This window comes from Paenibacillus sp. JT22N12 (assembly GCF_056269365.1).
Window position 1 is genome coordinate 502,894 of sequence record NZ_JBWDNU010000002.1, and the last position, 19,574, is coordinate 522,467.

A 19,574-nucleotide genomic window follows, 5' to 3' on the forward strand; every position below is an offset into this window, starting at 1 on the left:
CCATGTACAAATCGAACTTCACTAAAGTATTTAAACGATTTTTGATTTCGTACATCGTCATACTCTTGATTCCTCTTCTGGCCGGTTTTATCTCCGCCCGGGTATCGATAGACATCGCCAAATCCAGTTCGATCGAGAGCAGCATGTCGTTATTGAGCCAGAGTAAAATGATCTTGGAACGCAGAATGGATGAAGTCGACGGTTTTGCCAGGCAACTATCGGTCAATCATGATTTGAACCGAATCATGGCGAGAACACTTGATGACGAAGACAGTCGGGTTTACCGGCTCTGGGAGGTATCGCGCGATATATCGGCTTATGCCCAGACGAACGATTTCCTAAATGATTTCTATATTTATCTCAATCTTCACGACGTCGTGATAACGCCAGGGTCTGTGTTCAACAGACCCGAGCACTATTACAATCTTCATCATTATGCGGATCTTCCCTATGAGCAATGGAAGCAGACGCTTAACCAAAGCCACCAGCGGGAAATTCTTCCGAGCCAGGCTTTTATCAGAGGCGAACAAACTTATCCGGTCGTTACTTATGTGCAATCCCTGCAGTCGGGTTTTACGCAGCCGCAGGGCACGGTAGTGGTTTTGATCGATCAGAAGAAAATCAGCGACATGCTCCAAAGCATCCCCCAGCGGTTCGGGGGATGGGCATATATCGCCGACCCGGAAGGCAATATTATGGCCTCCTCCGGGATCGACAGGGTTGGTATCGAAGCCATGAATACCGCCTCGATACTGGAGAATCCGAATGCGTCCGTCATTCAGGGCGGTGAGACGCTGTTGATTTCCGACAGGTCTGATTATAATGGCTGGTACTATATTGCAGGAATACCCAGGAAAACGTTGATGGAGAATGCTGCCATTATTAAACGGATCACCTGGATCGTGACAGGGAGCACTTTCCTGATCGGACTTGCGGTTTGCCTGTTAATGGCCTACCGGAACAGTTCTCCGATCCACTCATTGACGGAAATCATCCGTGAGCAGATACATCCGGAAACGTCCAGGCCAGTCAACGAATACGATTTCCTGAGGGGCAACATCTCCCGATTGATAACCAGCAATAAATTCCTGGAGGCCGAGCTGAAGCAGCAGATTCCCCTTCTCAGGGATGCCGTCATGAAACGCCTGCTTCACGGGGAATTCAGTACATCGAACGGCATTGAAGCCGCTCTTGTCCAGGCGGGCATCGAATTTCAGGGGGACTGCGGATATGTTGGCATTATACAAATTAACGGCTACGGCGGGATGGAAAGCCCCGAGATTTATGACGAGCTGAATGCCGCTCGCCTCCTTGTCAAGCAGATGCTGCATCAGGCGGATTCAATTCCGTACACAACGGATCTCCATCTGGACAAGATTGCCGTCCTGTTTCCCGTGTGCCGGGATGAGCGGCTTAAGGCGGTCGGCGATATCGAGAAAGTCGTGACCGTTCTCATCCGGACTCTGTCAAAGAACCATCATATTTCCCTTACGGTTTCAATGGGGGGGGTATTTACGGGCTATAGCGATATTTACCGTTCTTTGGACGAAGCCAAGCAAACGATGGAGTATTGCGCCCTCATGAAGGGCGGCAGTTTGTTCTGGTATCATGAAACGACCAAAGAAAGCGCTCTCTATTATTATCCGATAGATTTGGAACTCCGCCTGATGAACGTCATGAAAACCGGCGAAATTTCCGAGGCCATCCGAATTTTGAGACAAATTTTCGACCAGAATTTCAGGGAGCGGGATTTATCGGCGGAAATGGCGCACGACTTTGTTGATGAGATTAAGGCGACGCTTCTAAAATCGTTTGATCCGAAAGTTTTTGGAGATGCGAAGGGGATGGAGCGGCTAAAAGGGCTGCTGAAACGGATTCAACTGCAGGATGGACTGACACAGGTCCGGGGAGCGGCGGAGCAAGTAATTGCCGAATATGGCGCACTTGTCCTTCAACGGAAGAAGGATTCGGATCATGGCACTGTGAAAAGAATCAAGCATTATCTGGAAGATAACTATGGTAACCCCGAGTTGAATTTGCATCTGATCGCCGAGCGGGAAGGCCGGCCGGAGAAGTTCATCTCGCAGCTGTTCAAGGAACAGATCGGCGAATATGTATCGGAATTTCTGGAGAATACTCGTTTGCATAAAGCTGCCGGGCTGCTGCTCCATTCGGACCGGACCATCGAGGATATTTCCAGTCACGTCGGCTACCATAGTCCGTATTCCTTCAGGCGGGCGTTCAAACGGTTATTCGATGTAACCCCAAACCATTACCGGAAAATGATGAGGTATCACGCCGATCCGGAGAGAGCGTCCAGCCGGGGCGGACTTTCCTTGAAAAATGATTGAAGGAGAAAGCACAAAAGGGAGAGGGAAAATATGCTGACGGAAGATCAGAAACGATCGTATTACGAGGATGGCGTGCTGGTGATAAAGGACATGATTCCATCGGGGAAGCTGCAAAATTACAGGGACGCATACGAACGTATGGTGGAGAAAGTCAGGGCGCATCCGAATGCCAAGGAGCAATACAATGCCAGACTGATCGGAGGCAAGACGAATACGGAATCGCCGACCGAGGAGGAGCAGAAGGAAATATGGGGGGCTGACTGGCTTCTCCATCCCGACCTGTACGAACCGGAGTTTACCGACTACCTGGAGAACGAGAAGCTGATTTCTGCCCTGCAGTGCTTACTTGGCCCGGATCTAGAGCTGTATGGACTCAAGGCTTTATGGTCGCCGGTCAATATCACGTATGACCTGTATTGGCACCGCGACGGCAAGCAGGACTCTTATTCCACGGACGGAGGCATCCCTCCGGGATGGCTGCAGTGGAATACGGCGCTCTACCGGGAAGAGAGCTTTCATGTGGTCAAGGGCTCGCACAGAAGACCCCTGAACGAAGAGGAGAGCACCATATACGGCACGACGAAGCCGTTGGCAAACCAGGAAGTGCTCGTGCTGGAGCCGGGTGAAGCTCTGTTCATGCACCAGGCCGTGCTGCACCGGGGTAAGGCGCTGTCGACTTCGAAACGCCGGGCATTCCATTACATCGTGGCGCGAACGGACTTCGCGGTAGGCACGAGAAGGCTCCGGCAGTTCAAGGAATGGTACGATCAATTGAATCTCGGCCAGAAGCTGGGGCCGATATCCAAACCGCTGTTCGAGAATTTCTTCGCTTGGGAAGGGCGGACCTTCGACGACAATACGTATCCGTACCCGCCCGGTGGTCGCGGCTCAGAGAAGAAAGAGCAAAATTAAATCTTCATTGGTGGAAGGAAGCGCTTTAGAGGCAGGACGAATAAAAAAGGAAAAGGAGAATGAATGGATATGCAGGATACTCCGCAAACACCGAAAACGTCATTTGACATGAATTGGAGCCCGTTAATGCGCCAAACTCCGGATTGGTTTCGCGACGCGAAGTTTGGTCTCTTCTTCCATTGGGGACCTTATAGTGTGCCAGCATCCGAGAATGAATGGTACTCCAGAAACATGTATGCCAAAGGGCTCCCGCAGAACGAGCATCATGTCAATAAGTATGGCATGCTGAACGAATTCGGATATAAGGATTTCTATAAGGACTTCACAGCAGAAAAATTCGATGCCAGCGTCTGGGCCGAGCTAGTCGTCCGTTCAGGAGCCAAATATGCCGGCCCTGTTACGGAGCACGCCGACAATTTTTCTCTATGGAACAGCAAAATTAACCCGGTAAACTCCATGAACTATGGACCCCGAAGGGATGTCGTGGGGGAGTTCGGAGAGGCAATCAGGACCAGAGGATTGCATTTCATCGCGACCTTTCATCATCAGTGGCTATGGGGATGGTTCATGTCTACTGATCCCAACGCAGATGTATATCATCCTGACAATGAGAGATTTTACGGCAAGGCGCTTCCACTGGAGACAAACCGGTATATTCCATGGCGATTACCGGATGACGAATTTAACCAGGTATGGATGGAAAAAGTTGTCGAAGTTATCGATACCTACAACCCCGATCTGGTTTACTTCGACAGCCGTGCGAACATTATAGCCGAGCGTTACAAGCATCGGCTCCTGGAGCATTATTACAGTAGACCAGGTTCGCGAAGCGATACGGTAATCAGCTACAAGCAGACGGATTTTCCCCAAGGCTCAGGTATCGTGGATTTGGAGCGGGGAAGATTTTCAGACGTACAAAGCTTCGAATGGCAGATTGACGATCGCCTGGAGGCCAAGCGGACATGGTGTTATATAGAGGGTGCGACCTACCGGTCAGCTGGAGATATCATACGTCAACTGTGTGACGTGGTCAGCAAAAACGGAAATTTGCTGCTTAACGTCGGACCGAAAGCGGATGGGACATTCGCTGACGAGGCGAAATCCGTCCTTTATGAAATCGGTGACTGGCTGTCACAGTATGGTGAAGCCATTTACGGGAGCCGACCGTTTACGGTATTCGGGGAGGGAGCTACCGAAGTTAAGGACTCCAATTTTGATGTCGATCAAATTGAAGAGCAAACTCAATCCGGCACTTTCAACGTGGCGGAGGAAGATGAATTTTCGACCAGTGATATCCGCTTCACAACAAAAGACAACGTCCTTTATGCCATTATAATGGGGGGCTCGAATAAGAAACAGCTGCACATAACCAGTCTCGCCGATGGAGCTGGACTTTCATCGAAGTCCATCGTCCGCATTGATTTGATCGGCGGAAATGAAAACCTGGAATGGAGCCGTAACAGCACGGCTTTGACGGTGCAACCAGGAGGAGGAATGCCGTCCCCACACGCCAATGTGCTGAGAATTGAATTTCGTTAGTCGGCCCAAGAAACATTGGAAAAAAGGCATGAAGTTGGTATTATTCCCTTTAGAAATCTTGCGGTTATCAAGAGGAACGAGTGAAAGGCGGAGAAGGAGTTCAAGGCGGCCAGCATGATCCATTAGCGCGGCTGTCTCCGCAGGAAAATCGCTGGACTCCGGCAAAATGACGAACCAAGCGAGAGGATGCGGTTCCGATGGAAAAGCAGGATATTGCCCGTTATTTGACCCCCTGTAGGCTTGGCAGGCCGGTGCTGACCGGCTCGGGCGAGCCGGGCGCATTCGATGAGAAAGCGGTCGATTGTCCGTTTGTATTTTGGCATGGCGGCACCTACTACATGATGTACGTCGGATTTAACGGCATCGGTTATCAAACGGCGCTGGCGACGAGCGAAAATCTGCTGGACTGGTCGCATCTCGGGATTATTCTGAAGCTCGGGGAAGGCAACGGCTGGGACAGCAAAAATACGGCCGGCTGCTGGATTCTCCGCGAAAATGATCTGAATGGGCTGCCGAAGCTGAAAAAATGGAAAAACCGCTATTGGCTGATTTATCATACGTATCCAGAGGACGGCTACGAAGAGGGAGCGGGGCGTTTCGGCCTTGCCTGGACAGAGGATGAAAGCCTGCTGACATGGAATCGTCTGCCGAAACCGATTCTCACCCCGGAGGAAGGCGCCGAGTGGGAACGGGGCGGCCTGTACAAGGAATGTCTGCTGGAGCATGAAGGGAAATTCTATTTATTCTACAACGCCAAAAATATCCCGGATGGCGGACGTCCATGGATCGAGCAGACAGGGCTGGCTGTATCGTCAAATCTGACGGACTGGGAGCGGCATGCCGGCAATCCCGTGCTTCAGGTATCTCCGGACCGTTGGGACTCGCGGTTCGTGAGCGATCCATGCGTTCTGCGCGACGGAGACCGCTGGGTCATGTATTTCTTCGGCTACGACGGCAAGCATGCCCAGGAGGGCATCGCTTTTTCGGATAACTTGACCGAATGGAGCAAATATCGGGAGCCGATTCTGACCAGCGGGAAGGATGGCGGTATCGATTCGATACATGCGCACAAGCCTTCGGTCGTCCGGCATAACGGGATTCTGTATCACTTCTACTGTGCCTGCCGGCCTCATAGGGAGGGTGACCCGACCATCAATTGGGGCAGCGAGTTCCGTTCAATCAGCGTCGCCGTCTCCGAACCGGCGGAAGACAAGCTTCTTTAGCCTGCAACAGGTTCCTGCAGTCTTGGAATAAGAGGGTACCATCTATCTTTTCATCATCCTGCAGTACCTTTCCATGTATACTTGCTTCCGCACAATGATAAGGGCGGCACTTTTGTGCCGCCCTTATCGATCTACAATAGCAGCCAACCGAATACAGGTAATCATCCTTTCCTTATGCCCCGTATATCAGACGGAATTGGCATGTATGGATTACCAAGGAAGCGTGTTTTCCAGGAAGAAGAAGGAGCCGGTTGGACCATCCTCAGGCAGGGTTGCCGCCATAATGCTCGTACGGCTGCCTTCCACCTCATCAATATCCGCTGCACCGCCACCGATTCTGGTGCTAACCCAACCCGGATGAATGGAATTAACTTTAATCGGTGTGCCCCTGAGTTCTGCTGCCAAGTGTATGGTGAAGGCGTTGAGCGCTGCTTTGGATGCGTTATAAGCAAAGGTCTTCACGGAATAAAGGGGTGAGTCGGGATCTGCCTGCAGGGAGAGTGAGCCCAGTATGCTGGAAAGGTTGACGATACGTCCGGCATCAGATTTGCGAATCAATGGCAAAAGGATCTGTGTCAGATCAATTTGAGCAAAGAAGTTGGCATCAAATGTGTCCCGCAAAACATTCAATGGCAGGGTGCTTGTCCGGTTGATAACCTCGATGGAAACACTTTCCTGATCCAGCAGAACCCCTGCATTGTTAATCAGGATATCCAGCTTGCCATAGTTTTCATTCAAGTATTGATAAGCTGCCACATTATCTTCATGCACTGTAACATCGATTTTAATACTTTCGACTTTGAACCCTTCTTGTTTAAATTGTTGAGCGGCTTCCATTCCTTTTTGAGCATCACGCGCGCCGATTACTACCGTAGCTCCTAATTGAGCCAGACCGCGAACCGTTTCCAATCCAATTCCCCGGGCTCCGCCCGTTACCAATGCCACTTTACCGTTTAAATCCTGTGTTGTTGTCATATCTAAATCGTCTCCTTTAATTTTAATAGTATGTGGGTGGGGGTGAAATTTCTTGACGAGAGTGCAATTATTACGGGAACGATCGTTCTCTTATTCTTAAAAAAAATATGGTTTACTTTTTTAAGACCTTCATAAATATGGCGGCTCTATCGTAAAGCTTTTCTTTGCTGATCGATGTCCGTGCCAATACTCGTAGTCCCAATAGCGTATTTTGCATGGACGCCGCCAGATCTTGAGCATCATAATCCGTTGAGAATTCATCGTTCTGCTGTCCCCACTGAATAATAGATGCGAGCAGCTGTTCTTCCTTTGCAAAGTTCGTAATGGCCTTGGCATCAGTAACAGCGTCACGCGCGCCCAGCTCTACTGCTGCATTTACAAACAGACAACCCGTAGGAGTACTGTCGGTTTCATCGATGGTGTACTTGAAAATGAAACGTATAGCTTGATCAGCCGTTTCAGCTTGTTTAATTCCAGCCTCAAGATTTTTCTCCATAATTTCTCCATAACGGTCCATAGCCTTGAGAAACAATGCGTGTTTGTCGCTGAAGGTGTCATACAGGCTTCTTCTATGAATTCCCATATGTTCAACAAGATCAGACATGGATGTTTTTTCGTAGCCCTGTTCCCAGAAGAGCTGCATGGCCTTATGAAGAACTGCATTCTCGTCATATTCTTTGCTTCTTGCCATTCAAGTCACCTCCCGAAGTCATCTTATCATTACGGGAACGATTAGTAAAGAATGATTTTAAAATGACAGGTATGAATCTTGACATAACAATTGGTAGTAACTATAATGGTTACAACGGTGGTGATTACCTTGAAACAAATTAGCACGCGTTTTTCGATGGCTGTTCATATCCTTTCCCTGATTGCTGTCAATGTGAACGAATTGACAGGGGACTATATCGCAGGCAGTGTAAATACAAATCCAGTGGTAATCCGAAGAATTATGGGGATGTTAAAAAAGGCGGGGCTAGTGGAAATACGTCCTGGGGTAGGAGGCGCTTCTCTTCTCAAAGCGCCTGAGGAAATTACGCTTCTTGATATTTATCGCGCTGTACATGTGATTGAAGATAAACAATTATTCCGTGTTCATGAAGAACCGAATATACGATGCCAAGTCGGCCGAAATATCGAGACGGTTCTCCGGGCCGAATTATATGAGGCTCAATCCGCTATGGAACACAGATTGGCTCAAACGACATTAAGTCAACTCACTTCAAGATTCACTTAAATGAGAGCTCCCATAAGAGCTTTTATTTAAATATAGGAAAGTATAAAATTTGACCTATTCGTTGCTTATATTTTTGGGGAAGAAACTAACTTTGCCGCCAGAAGACGGCAAAGCCGTTTCTTCTTATATAATCATGTTGTAACTTATACGGTTATAACGAAATTAATTACAATTAAGCACATTAGGAGGAATGCGAAGATGAAAATCTTGGTGACAGGCGCAACAGGGAAATTGGGAACGAAAGTAGTTGAAACGCTGCTGAAATCAGTACCCGCTAATCAATTAGCGGTCAGCGTTCGCGATCCGGAAAAAGCAGCAGGACTGCAAGCCCGGGGAGTAGAAGTTCGGCATGGGGATTTTGACCGCCCGGAAACATTGGATTCCGCCTTTGCGGGTATCGACCGGCTCTTAATCATATCAGCAGATGGGGACAACGAGACAAGAATTCGCCAACATACTAATGCGGCAGCAGCGGCGCAGCGGGCTCAAGTTGGATTCATTGCCTATACCAGTGCAGTAAATGCGAGTGAAAGCAAGCTGTTCCTTGCTCTCGTACATCGTGTCACGGAAGAAGCCATTATTAAAACGGGAATTCCGTACTCCTTCCTGAGAAACAACTGGTACTTGGAGAATGAGATCGGGAGCATTCAAGGAGTGATGGCAGGAGCGCCGTGGGTGACATCTGCTGGTAAAGGCAAGACTGGCTGGGCTTCACGTCAGGATTACGCGGAGGCAGCGGCAGCAGTATTGGCGCAAGAGGGGCACGAGAATACGATCTATGAGCTTTCTGGCAAACTGTTGACTCAAGAAGAACTGGCGTCTGTTATTGGAGCCGTATTAGGTAAAGAAGTATCTGTGCAGCAGGTCGATGATGCCCAGTATGCCGAAATCATGAAAGGCGCGGGCGTGCCAGACTTCGTCATCCCTATTCTCGTGGGTATCCAGCAGGGCATCCGGGAAGGCACACTTGAGATCGAAAGCAGCAATTTGGAAAAGCTGCTCGGTCGTCCAGCAACGCCAATCAGGGAGGCACTGACCCAAATCATTAACGGAATCTCTCAAGCTTAATAATGGAATTCCATTAGAAAACCGTCCTTTCGCTAAGTGAGGGCGGTTTTTTTCTATGGGATTTCGGCGGAAAACTTGAAATTAACGCATCATTCATTCTTCATTCTGTATAATTTATGGGCAATAACAACAACCTAAATGACATGAAAAAATTTAAAAACGGGGGCTGCACAATTACATGAAACTACATTGGCTCGTTCCATTTCTTGTCGTTCTATCTATAGGTTCTGGTTGTACACAAAGAAGTATAGATCAAAAAACGCCACAGCCTGAACCTCGCAGCCTGACTGAGCAATCCAAAATACAATCACAGTCTGCAACACCCGATCTATTGGATGGGTCGGAGCAAAAAGTCCGTCAACCCCATTCCCTCTCTCTATCGGATTTGCGAAATAAATACCAAAGTACATTTCTGCTAAATGGTTCTGCAAAAAAACGTGAAGTCGCTTTGACATTCGACGATGCGCCTGATGCTGATTTCACCCCGCAAATACTTGATGTTTTGAAAACAGCGGGAGTCAAAGCAACATTTTTTGTGATTGGCAACCGGGCTGAATCACACCCCGACATCATGAAACGCATTGTTCAGGATGGCCATTTAATTGGCAATCATTCCTACAATCACGCGAATCTCCCGAAATTGTCCGACGCCGAGTTTCGGTATCAAATTAATAAAACGGATCAGCTTATTCGTCAATTCACCGGATATACCCCGAAAATTGTCAGACCGCCTTATGGAAATATAAGTGAGAGACAAATCCAGTGGTTAGCGAGTCAGCACAAAAAAATTGTGAATTGGAACGTAGATTCTCTGGATTGGAAAGGTTTAAAGGCCGAGCAGGTAGAGGGGAATATTCTTGCCCATGTGTACCCGGGATCCATTATTTTGCAGCATGCTGCCGGTGGAACGGGTGAGGATCTATCGGGAACGGTAAAGGCCCTGCCAAACATTATTAGCAAGCTTAAAAACGATGGGGTCAAGCTGGTTACGGTTACTGAATTACTTAATATTCCCGCTAAATAAACAGGGTATAAAGGATACCGAATGTCTGGGCGATCATGGCCCGGTAAGTTCAGCCATTCACGGTGAATGGCTGAGAAGATTCGTTCAAATGTGAGGATTAGACTCTTTAAGCAGTCTTGACTCAAAAATCCGGATATTTAAGCGGTGTCTTTAGTCCAGATCGTAATCATCATTACAGATCGTATATCAATAGAGCTTATACATGAGCTAATGATTGTATCCGTAACCATGCGGGAAATGTACAGTGAAAGTGGAGTAAAGGCACAGAAATAATAATATGGAGGTCAACAGAGAATGAAGAGAGAAGCTTTTGGATAAGGCTGAGCAAGATTATTGACTGACTGCGGCATCGATGAGACAAACCGATCAGAATTTGAAGTAAGCTTATACAAGGAGATGAAAATGAAGATGTATAAAAAACCAACAATGATTATGTTAGCGCTTACAGTTATGTTGGTATTAGTCATGTCCCTTACAGGATTGCGTACGTCCGCCGAGGAGAATGACCCGCCTGAAGACAGCATCGATTCCGGGCTAATCTATGACTATCTTGTAGATAACTCGCTTCCGGCAGATGTTCCCGAAGAGAAAAAATTTAGAACGCTGCAGGCGGCTTATGCAGCCGCGCCGGCAGGGACGGCAGACAATCCGACAGTGATTGGCCTGAAGCCGGACATCTATCAGATTACGGGAACGCCGACCGAGCCGGGACTGACCATTACCAAAGACTATATAACCTTGCTTGGACTTACCGATGATAGAGGTAAAGTCGTGCTCGCCGACAATCGCGGTAATAAGCAAGGAGCCGGTACGGAGACGACTTCCAATAACGGTTATGTCGTCATTGTAAGAGCAACCGGTTTCACAGCCAAGAACCTTACATTCCTTAACTATACGAACATAGATTATGAATACCCGGGCGATCCGGGCAAAAACCTGACGAAGCGGTCGAATGTAGAAACACAGGCAGTGGCGCTGCAAGCGTCTGGTGACAAGCACATCTATATGAATGTTGCTTTCCTCAGCAGATTAGACACACTCTTCTTGCAGACTACGCGTGCCTATTGCAAGAATTGTTATCTGGAGGGTACAGCGGATTTTCTTGGAGGCGGAACAATCAGTGTCTGGGAAGACTCTGAGATTGCTTTTCCGGATGGTTATGGACCTGTAATGGCGGCATCAGGCATTGTCTTCATTAATACGAAATTCACATCGGACCGAGGCGTGGGCTTCTATAAAGGATTCTCGAATCCGGTTGCGCTGATCAACAGCACGCTGCCAGTATTCACCCCAACAACGCCTAACGTATGGGGAACTACGACCCCGATCGTTAGAAATAATTTATATTCTCTTACGTATAACACGAAGGACACCGCCGGTAATAGAGCGGAATTTGTAGATAGCCTTAATGGCGAGCCTGCCAATCATACATCAAGAGAATTATCGGATGAGGAAGCGTTAGCCTTCAACCCTTGGAATCTGCTCCGCGCAACGCCAACGGGTGTCGCAGACGATTGGGATCCAGCGGGCCTTAAAGAGCAATACGCAGACCAGGGCGACTTGATCTACAGAATGGCGATCACAAGCGGAACGCAGTCGATTCGAACGGGAGGAGAAGGCGCTGTTCTTAAAGCCTCCGTATCACCCGCAAGAGCGCCTGACAAGACAATTACATGGTCTACGGATTCAGACCTGATCTCTTTAAGCGGCACGACAGGCGAGGAAATTGTTGTAACCGGCCGGAATACGACAGAACAAGCCGAGTATGTCACGGTCAGAGCAACTGCGGCTAACGGTTTTTATGTTACGGCGCATATTTATGTTGAGCCGGAATATATTGATCCGCCGGCATTTGTTGAAAAGCCGACTTTAAATGCATCGGCAAACGGCAAAGTAAGTCTCAATTATTCGATGGATCTGGGCAAGAAGGAGGATCAATCGGTCATTACATGGTACATTAGCGATGATGCTGAAGGAACAAATTCAAGAGCAATCGCCATGAGCAGAGGAAATTTGCCCTTGAAGGAGTACACGCTTACTCCGGGTGATGTTGGAAAATATATTCGCGCTGGCGTTGAGCCCAAGCACTCGATCAGTAATCCGGGTCCAGCGGAATACGCCATGGCTGCCGCACCGATCCGGGAGACGGACATCCCTTCGTTGAACGTTTCTCCTAATTTCCGAAACTTCGTCACAACAACAAACGCGGAATACACCAGCGGTTTGTGGACCGTTGTCGGCAACTGGACATCGGCAGCGGGGGTGAATCTGGTAAATGGCTATGGGGTTAGAGCGGCTTCGCAGGGAGCGGCGCTGTACTATCAGCAGGATGCCAGGTTTGGAGACATGCAAATCAATGCGGTGCTGTCGCCTGAGAAGATTGAAGGTCAAGGCTTTGGAAGCCCTGGCTCTGGCAGCGACGAACCACTCGTACAGAAATCGGATATCTTTATTAAATACGATCCGCGTACAAAGACTGGATACTCGTTGAGGTTCTGGAGAACAACGCAATCCGGGCAGAAGGTTATGTTCCAGCTTTATAAGATTGACAATGGAGTAGGCAGGCCCATTAGCGACACACAAGCATTAACGGGCGTTCTCAAGCCAAACACGTATATAAATCTCGCAATAACAGGGAATACCTTTACGGTAAGCGCCTATAACGATGTGGACGACGAGGTATTATCCCTCGCGGAAACGATTGCTCCGAATGATTTTGGCGGGGCGGGCGTGCAGTGGTCTGGAACCGTTTCTAACGGAAACAGCAATGTGTACAGCCGCTTTGATATATCCTACCCTGGGCCAGATCCGGGCACGCCGACAGATCCGGGCACGCCGACAGATCCAGGCACGCCGACAGATCCGGGCACGCCGACAGATCCGGGCACGCCGACAGATCCGGGCACGCCGACAGACTCAGGCACGCCGACAGACCCAGGCACGCCGACAGATCCAGGCACGCCGACAGATCCGGGCACGCCGACAGACCCAGGCACGCCAATAAACCCTGACACTCCGGTGAATCCTGCAAATCAGAGTAGCGAAGCGGATGTTATGGTCAATGGGAAAGCTGAACATATAGGAACAGTAACGACGACATCCGAGAACAATCGTACAACGGCAACGATAGTCATTGACTCTGAGGAGCTGCAAGCTGTCCTTGAAAGAGCAGGCCAGCATGCAATCATTGAGATATCAACGAATTTGAGCTCTGATTCTGTTATTGGAGAATTTACCGGCCAATCGGTCCAAAGCATGGAGCAGAAACAGGCAGCTGTGAAAATAAAGACTCCGAATGCGACTTATACGCTGCCTGCACAGCAGATTAACATTGACAAGCTATCAGAACAATTTGGTGCAGGCGTAAGGCTCGAAGATATAAAAGTACAAATCAAGATAGCGGCACCGACGGCAGCAGCGATGGAAACCGTTGAGAATTCAGCGGCTAACGGAGAATTTAAGATCATCATTCCCCCGCTGGATTTCACGGTGAGAGCTTCTTACGGGGATACTGCAATTGAAGTGGCCAGATTCAATGCTTATGTGGAACGTACAATTGCTGTACCGGAGGGTACTGATCCAGGAAAAATCACAACGGGTGTTGTTATTGAGCCTGACGGAACGGTTCGGCATGTACCCACCAAGGTTGTTGTGATTGACGGCAAGAATTTTATAAAAATAAACAGCCTGACAAACAGCACCTACACTGCAGTCTGGCACCCGGTTGAGTTTAAAGATGTCACTAGTCATTGGGCTAAAAATGCCATTAATGATCTGGGGTCGCGAATGGTGATCCAGGGGGTCGGCGACGACCTGTTTAATCCGAATCAGGAGATTACACGGGCAGAATTTACAGCGATTCTCGTTCGAGGATTGGGCTTGAAGCCGGAAAGCGGAGCCGGTATGTTCTCGGATGTTAAAATATCGGATTGGTTCAGCGACGCGGTTCAAACGGCAGACGCTTTTAACCTGATCAGTGGGTATGAAGATGGTACTTTCCGCCCGATGGATAAAATCACCCGGGAACAAGCGATGGCAATCATCGCTAATGCAATGAACATCACCGGCCTGAAAGCAACGCTTCCATCCGGAGCAGCAGAAGAATCGCTTCTTCCGTTCGCAGATGCCAGCAAGACCTCCGAATGGGCGATGGATGGTATTTCCGACAGCTTGCAGGCAGGAATCGTTATGGGCAGAAGCAGCGGGGAGCTTGCTCCGGAAGCTCACATCACCAGAGCAGAGGCTGCCATCCTTGTTCAGAGGCTTCTTCAGAAATCCAACCTGATTTAAATCTGCCAGGACAAAAGGTTATCCTTCAAGCAATAAGCTGCTTGCGGGGTAACCTTTTTTCAAACCATCGTGAAAACGCCGATAGAAAGAGCGTTCTTAACCCTGCAGGGGAAACAATTATGCTGAAAGAAAGCCGCCGTAAGGTCTTGATATATGGAGGTGTCATTAGCACAGATCATAATCATGGGTACAGATCGTGCATCAAACCGTCTTCAAATGAACTAATGATTGTATCTGAAACGCTGCAGATGAATGTACAGTGAAGTTGCACAAAAATATTAATACGGAGGTCAAGCAAAATGAAGAGAAAAGGGTTAGCGTTATTGCTGAGCATGATTATGGTCTGCAGCATCGTTCTGTCCGCGTGCTCCGGCAAAGGTGCAGAGAACACGAGTGCACCAGCTGCAGGAGAATCACCAGCCGGGAGTGATGCAGCTGCAACGGATGTGGTTGAACCGGAAGCGCCAACGGAAATCACAATTATGCTTCCATTGAATACACCAGAGACGCCACCGGACAGGATTAAGAATGAAGTAGAGAAACTGACCAATACGAAGCTTACTTATCAATTCTTTCCTGCAGATGCGTATGAGGAAAAATTGAACACCGCGTTCGCTACCGGATCGCTGCCGCAGGTCACATATTTAAAGAATCAAGCCAGTTTTATTTTATTTAAAGATGCCATTCGTGATGGACAGTTCTGGGAAATCGGCCCGTATCTCAAAGAATTTCCAAACCTGGGAAAATTAAAGGAAATCATTCTAAACAATACGAAGGTAGACGGAAAAATCTACTCGTTGTATCTGGGAAGAGAATTAGCGCGTCAAGGTATGATCTACCGCAAGGATTGGGCGGATAAATTAGGCTTGAAGGCTCCCGCCAATGTGGATGAATACTTTGAGATGCTGAGGGCGTTTACCGAAGATGATCCCGATGGCAATAACAAGGACGATACCGTCGGCTTGACGGATCGTAATGATCTGATCTACGGCGCTTTCAAAACAGCTGCTGCATGGTTCGGTACGCCGAATAATTGGGGCGAGCAGGAAGGTAAACTGCTGCCTGAGTTCATGTTCCCGGAATATATCGAAACGATGGACTACTTCGCCAAGATCCGGGATGCGGGATACATGAATAAGGACTTTGCTGCAACGAGTAAAACCGACCAGGTTAATATGTTCCAGGCAGGAACAGCAGGTACTTATATCGGTTCGATGGCAGATGTGAACGGTTTGTTCAATAATCTGGTCAAGAACGTTCCTACAGCTGAAGTTGACGTTCAAAGCCACATTAATGGACCTAAAGGCACATTTGGCAGCTGGACCATTCCCGGCTACAACAATGTTGTTTTGTTCCCGAAATCGGCCATCAAGGATGAAGCCGAATTGAAAAAAATATTAGCGTTTTTCGATAAAATGATGACACCTGAAGTTGCAAATATGATGTACTGGGGCATTGAGAATGAGCATTATACCATCGTTGACGGTCGTGCGAAAGATGGAGACGATCCGGACAAGAACATTAGAGAAGTGAAAGGCTATAAGGACAGCGTGATCGGTGAGCCTGAAACAAATGGCCGATACGAGCCTTATTACACGCTTGACGCCGCGAATAAAGCCGTACAATTATCGAAGGAAAATGAAGGCTTCATGATCAATGATCCGACAACAACTCTGGATTCTGCAACTTATACGGAGCAAGGTGTACAGCTTCAACAAATTATTACAGATGCTACTTATAAATATATTTACAGGAGCATTGATGCAGCCGGATTTCAAGCGGCTATCAAGGATTGGAGAGAACGCGGCGGCGATAAAATCATTGAAGAATATAACGCAGCCTATAAGAAATGAGAGCAGGGCAAAATCGGTAATGAGGTGTAGTCAAGCGGAAGAGATTGTGGATTGAACAATCTCTTCCGAATCGTTAATTCTGTATGAAGAAAGGAAGAACGATCATGCAAGACTCAGCAGTTCAAACTGCGCAAGCCTACGTGCCAAAACCCAGCAGCAGCGAGCTAAAGAAACGGATCTGGAAAAACAAGCTGCTGTATATCATGATCGCCCCCGGTCTGATTTATTTTGTTTTATTTAAATATTTACCGATGTACGGGTTGATTATCTCGTTTCAGGACTATAAGCCCTTCAAGGGGATAACCGGAAGTGAATGGGTGGGCTTTAAGCATTTTGAAAGATTGTTCACCGAGCCGGATTTCATCAACATTCTATTGAATACGCTTATTTTGTTTGGGATGAATCTGATCTTCTTCTTCCCGATTCCGATTATTCTGGCTTTAATGCTGAATGAGGTCCGAATATCTTATCTTAAACGAACGATCCAAACGATCATTTACATTCCTCATTTTATGTCCTGGGTCATTATTGTATCGATCAGCTTCGTCATGCTCACGATGGACGGCGGACTGATCAATGAGCTTCTCGTCTATTTTGGCTTTAATGAGGTGAACTTCCTGCTAAGCCTGGAATGGTTTAGACCCGTGTACATTCTACAGGTGATCTGGCGGGAGGCGGGGTGGGGGACGATTATATATTTAGCAGCCATTGCAGCAGTAGATTTGCAGTTGTATGAAGCGGCCCGCATTGACGGCGCCGGCCGGTTTCGGCAAATTTGGCATATTACATTGCCGGCTATCCGGAGCGTGGTTGTCTTGTTATTGATTCTGAAAATAGGCGACGTTCTGGAACTCGGCTTTGAGCATGTCTATTTATTGTTAAATACGATGAACCGCGGTGTTGCAGAAATTATAGATACCTACGTATTTACGGCTGGATTAAGACAGCAGCAGTTCAGCTATAGTGCCGCAATTGGCGCTTTCAAATCGATTGTCGGGCTTATTTTGATTGCAGCCGCAAACAGATTGGCCAAAAAAATGGGGGAAGAGGGTATCTACTAATGGTCGAAGATACTTCTTTCCGGGGACGATTGTTCTCTTCCGTTAATCTTGCCATCCTGATCCTGATTGCCTTGATTATGATCTTGCCGTTCATCCATATCATCGCGGGCTCGTTCACAACTTCTGCAGAGCTATCGGTCAGGAGGTTTGTACTTATTCCAACGCGGTGGAGTCTCGATGCTTACCGCTTTATCTTCTCCACGAGCACCATCGCTAAGGCATTGGGAGTTTCCGCCGGGGTTACCGCTGCCGGAACGGTATTCAGCATGTTCATTACTTCGTTAATGGCTTACGGACTTGCGCGTAAAGATGTGGATGGCAGGAATATTATCATGTTCCTCGTTGTCTTCACGATGCTGTTTAATGGGGGATTGATTCCAACCTTCCTGGTCGTGAAAGAACTGGGATTAATCGATTCTTATTGGGCACTCATTATTCCGGTCACGGTAAATGCCTTCAATATGGTTATACTCAAGAACTTTTTCCAAAACATACCTGAAGGACTTGAAGAGTCGGCGAAAATTGATGGCTGCAACGACTTTGGCATATTTTTTCGAATTGTGCTGCCGCTATCCTTGCCTGCGATAGCGACGATTTCACTTTTCTACGCGGTAACCTATTGGAACACTTATCTTTCAGCCATTCTGTATTTGAATGATAATGCCAAATGGCCCATACAGATCCTGCTGCGGCAGATTGTTATTCTCGCCAGCGGTATGAATAGCGATTCGTCCATGGATAGTGAAGTCCCGCCACCGGATCAGGCCATTAAGATGGCGGTTATTGTTGTAGCCACCCTCCCGATCCTGCTTGTCTATCCATTCCTGCAAAAGCATTTTGCCAAAGGCGCACTGCTCGGCTCGGTTAAAGGATAGTCAATGCCTATGTTACGAAAATAAAGCATGAAGGAGAGATAGTGGAATGATTAATCAAGCAGAGCACGGCAGGAGGATTCAACGAACCCCTCTGGAATGGGCAGAGTCTGCCTGCAATTCTTTAATGAACCGATATTCACCGATGCAGTTGCCCCCGGCTAACCGCTGGCATTATCATCAGGGTGTGTTCCTGTGCGGGATGCTGCAATTATGGCAGAAAAATCATGACCAGCGTTATTTGCTGTATGTGAAAACGTATGCGGACCTGCTGATTGATGAATATGGCAATTTCTACTTTCAACGTGACGAACTGGATGCGATACAGGCCGGGCTTATTCTGTTCACGCTGGATGAACAATTCGGAGAAGCGCGATACCGGTTGGCGGCAGCTAAATTACGGCAGCTTTTCCACACCCTCAATCTGACTTCCGAGGGCGGATTTTGGCATAAAGATAAGTATCCATACCAAATGTGGCTGGACGGTTTGTATATGGGCGGAGTTTTCGCTGTGAAGTATGCGAGACACTATAACGGTTCCGAATTAGTGGATCAAACGTTGAAACAGGAAAAGCTGATGAGATCGCATATGCAGGATCCGCGGACGGGATTGTACTATCATGCCTGGGATGAGCGCCGTCTCATGCCGTGGGCTGACCCGGAAACCGGCTGTTCACCGGAATTCTGGGGGAGATCGGTCGGCTGGTATGCCATTGCCATTGTTGACTTGATGGATGATTTGCCCGCTGGGCATCCCACAACCGCCGAGTTAACCGGGCATATTCGCGATCTAATCTACAGCTTGATCCGTTATCAGGATAAAGCCAGCGGTATGTGGTATCAGGTAATAGACAAGGGCAGCCGCCCCGACAACTGGTTGGAGTCATCCTGCACAAGTCTGTTTGTCTATGCGATTGCCAAGGCAATCAAACATGGTTATGTGGATGACGATTGCCGGTCTGCTGCTATCGCAGGGTATGAGGGATTAATTCATTCCCTCTATGAGGATGAGCAAGGTCTTGTCATGCCGGGCATTTGCGTGGGTACCTCTGCGGGCGACTATACCCATTATGTGACAAGGGAAACCAGCGGGAATGATCTGCACGGAGTCGGTGCGCTCATCATGGCGTGCTGTGAAATGGATGGTCTTGTCCAGACTTAATAATCAA

Annotated in this window: 14 protein-coding genes; 12 read left to right on the plus strand and 2 right to left on the minus strand. The window is 48.2% G+C overall.

Annotation, left to right across the window (positions count from 1 at the left end; all coding sequences use genetic code 11):
- Positions 1-2: 2 nt before the first annotated feature.
- The 4 genes from AC0YOA_RS07870 (at position 3) to AC0YOA_RS07885 (ending at position 6,025) form a co-directional block, all read left to right on the plus strand.
- A complete protein-coding gene (locus tag AC0YOA_RS07870; RefSeq protein ID WP_475786133.1) occupies positions 3-2,351 on the plus strand; it encodes a helix-turn-helix domain-containing protein in 2,349 nt (782 codons plus the stop codon).
- Positions 2,352-2,381: 30 nt separating this feature from the next.
- Positions 2,382-3,263: a phytanoyl-CoA dioxygenase family protein gene (locus tag AC0YOA_RS07875; RefSeq protein ID WP_475786134.1), complete on the plus strand. Its 882-nt coding sequence runs from the start codon at positions 2,382-2,384 to the stop codon at positions 3,261-3,263.
- A gap of 63 nt (positions 3,264-3,326) precedes the next feature.
- Positions 3,327-4,802 carry an alpha-L-fucosidase gene (locus AC0YOA_RS07880; protein WP_475786135.1) on the plus strand — a complete coding sequence of 492 codons (1,476 nt, stop codon included), beginning with the start codon at positions 3,327-3,329 and terminating at the stop codon, positions 4,800-4,802.
- Positions 4,803-4,999: 197 nt separating this feature from the next.
- On the plus strand, positions 5,000-6,025 hold the full coding sequence (locus tag AC0YOA_RS07885; protein ID WP_475786136.1) for a hypothetical protein: 1,026 nt from the start codon (positions 5,000-5,002) through the stop codon (positions 6,023-6,025).
- A 210-nt stretch (positions 6,026-6,235) separates the two neighbouring features.
- Here the strand turns inward: AC0YOA_RS07885 and AC0YOA_RS07890 are convergent, their stop codons facing one another.
- Both AC0YOA_RS07890 and AC0YOA_RS07895 read right to left on the minus strand, forming a co-directional pair.
- Positions 6,236-7,000 (minus strand): SDR family NAD(P)-dependent oxidoreductase, encoded by a 765-nt coding sequence (locus tag AC0YOA_RS07890; RefSeq protein ID WP_475786137.1) that lies wholly within the window; start codon positions 6,998-7,000, stop codon positions 6,236-6,238.
- Between the two features lie 112 nt (positions 7,001-7,112).
- On the minus strand, positions 7,113-7,691 hold the full coding sequence (locus AC0YOA_RS07895; RefSeq protein ID WP_475786138.1) for a TetR/AcrR family transcriptional regulator: 579 nt from the start codon (positions 7,689-7,691) through the stop codon (positions 7,113-7,115).
- A gap of 129 nt (positions 7,692-7,820) precedes the next feature.
- Here AC0YOA_RS07895 and AC0YOA_RS07900 point away from each other — a divergent pair, with 129 nt between their 5' ends.
- The 8 genes from AC0YOA_RS07900 to AC0YOA_RS07935 all read left to right on the plus strand — a co-directional run bounded on the left by AC0YOA_RS07900 (position 7,821) and on the right by AC0YOA_RS07935 (position 19,567).
- Positions 7,821-8,237 (plus strand): Rrf2 family transcriptional regulator, encoded by a 417-nt coding sequence (locus AC0YOA_RS07900; protein WP_475786635.1) that lies wholly within the window; start codon positions 7,821-7,823, stop codon positions 8,235-8,237.
- A 198-nt stretch (positions 8,238-8,435) separates the two neighbouring features.
- The gene (locus AC0YOA_RS07905) at positions 8,436-9,305 is read left to right on the plus strand and encodes an SDR family oxidoreductase (protein ID WP_475786139.1); all 870 of its coding nucleotides are present in this window, start codon (positions 8,436-8,438) and stop codon (positions 9,303-9,305) included.
- A 178-nt stretch (positions 9,306-9,483) separates the two neighbouring features.
- Positions 9,484-10,329 (plus strand): polysaccharide deacetylase family protein, encoded by an 846-nt coding sequence (locus tag AC0YOA_RS07910; RefSeq protein ID WP_475786140.1) that lies wholly within the window; start codon positions 9,484-9,486, stop codon positions 10,327-10,329.
- A gap of 408 nt (positions 10,330-10,737) precedes the next feature.
- Positions 10,738-14,619, plus strand: coding sequence for a pectinesterase family protein (locus tag AC0YOA_RS07915; RefSeq protein ID WP_475786141.1), 3,882 nt, complete (start codon positions 10,738-10,740; stop codon positions 14,617-14,619).
- Positions 14,620-14,918: 299 nt separating this feature from the next.
- The gene (locus AC0YOA_RS07920) at positions 14,919-16,472 is read left to right on the plus strand and encodes an extracellular solute-binding protein (protein ID WP_475786142.1); all 1,554 of its coding nucleotides are present in this window, start codon (positions 14,919-14,921) and stop codon (positions 16,470-16,472) included.
- Between the two features lie 104 nt (positions 16,473-16,576).
- The gene (locus tag AC0YOA_RS07925) at positions 16,577-17,533 is read left to right on the plus strand and encodes an ABC transporter permease (RefSeq protein WP_210037929.1); all 957 of its coding nucleotides are present in this window, start codon (positions 16,577-16,579) and stop codon (positions 17,531-17,533) included.
- Positions 17,533-18,408 carry a carbohydrate ABC transporter permease gene (locus tag AC0YOA_RS07930; RefSeq protein WP_475786143.1) on the plus strand — a complete coding sequence of 292 codons (876 nt, stop codon included), beginning with the start codon at positions 17,533-17,535 and terminating at the stop codon, positions 18,406-18,408. Before AC0YOA_RS07925 ends, AC0YOA_RS07930 begins: the two co-directional genes overlap by 1 nt.
- A gap of 46 nt (positions 18,409-18,454) precedes the next feature.
- Entirely contained in the window at positions 18,455-19,567 is a 1,113-nt protein-coding gene (locus AC0YOA_RS07935; protein ID WP_475786144.1) for a glycoside hydrolase family 88/105 protein, read from the plus strand.
- The last annotated feature ends 7 nt before the right edge of the window (positions 19,568-19,574 follow it).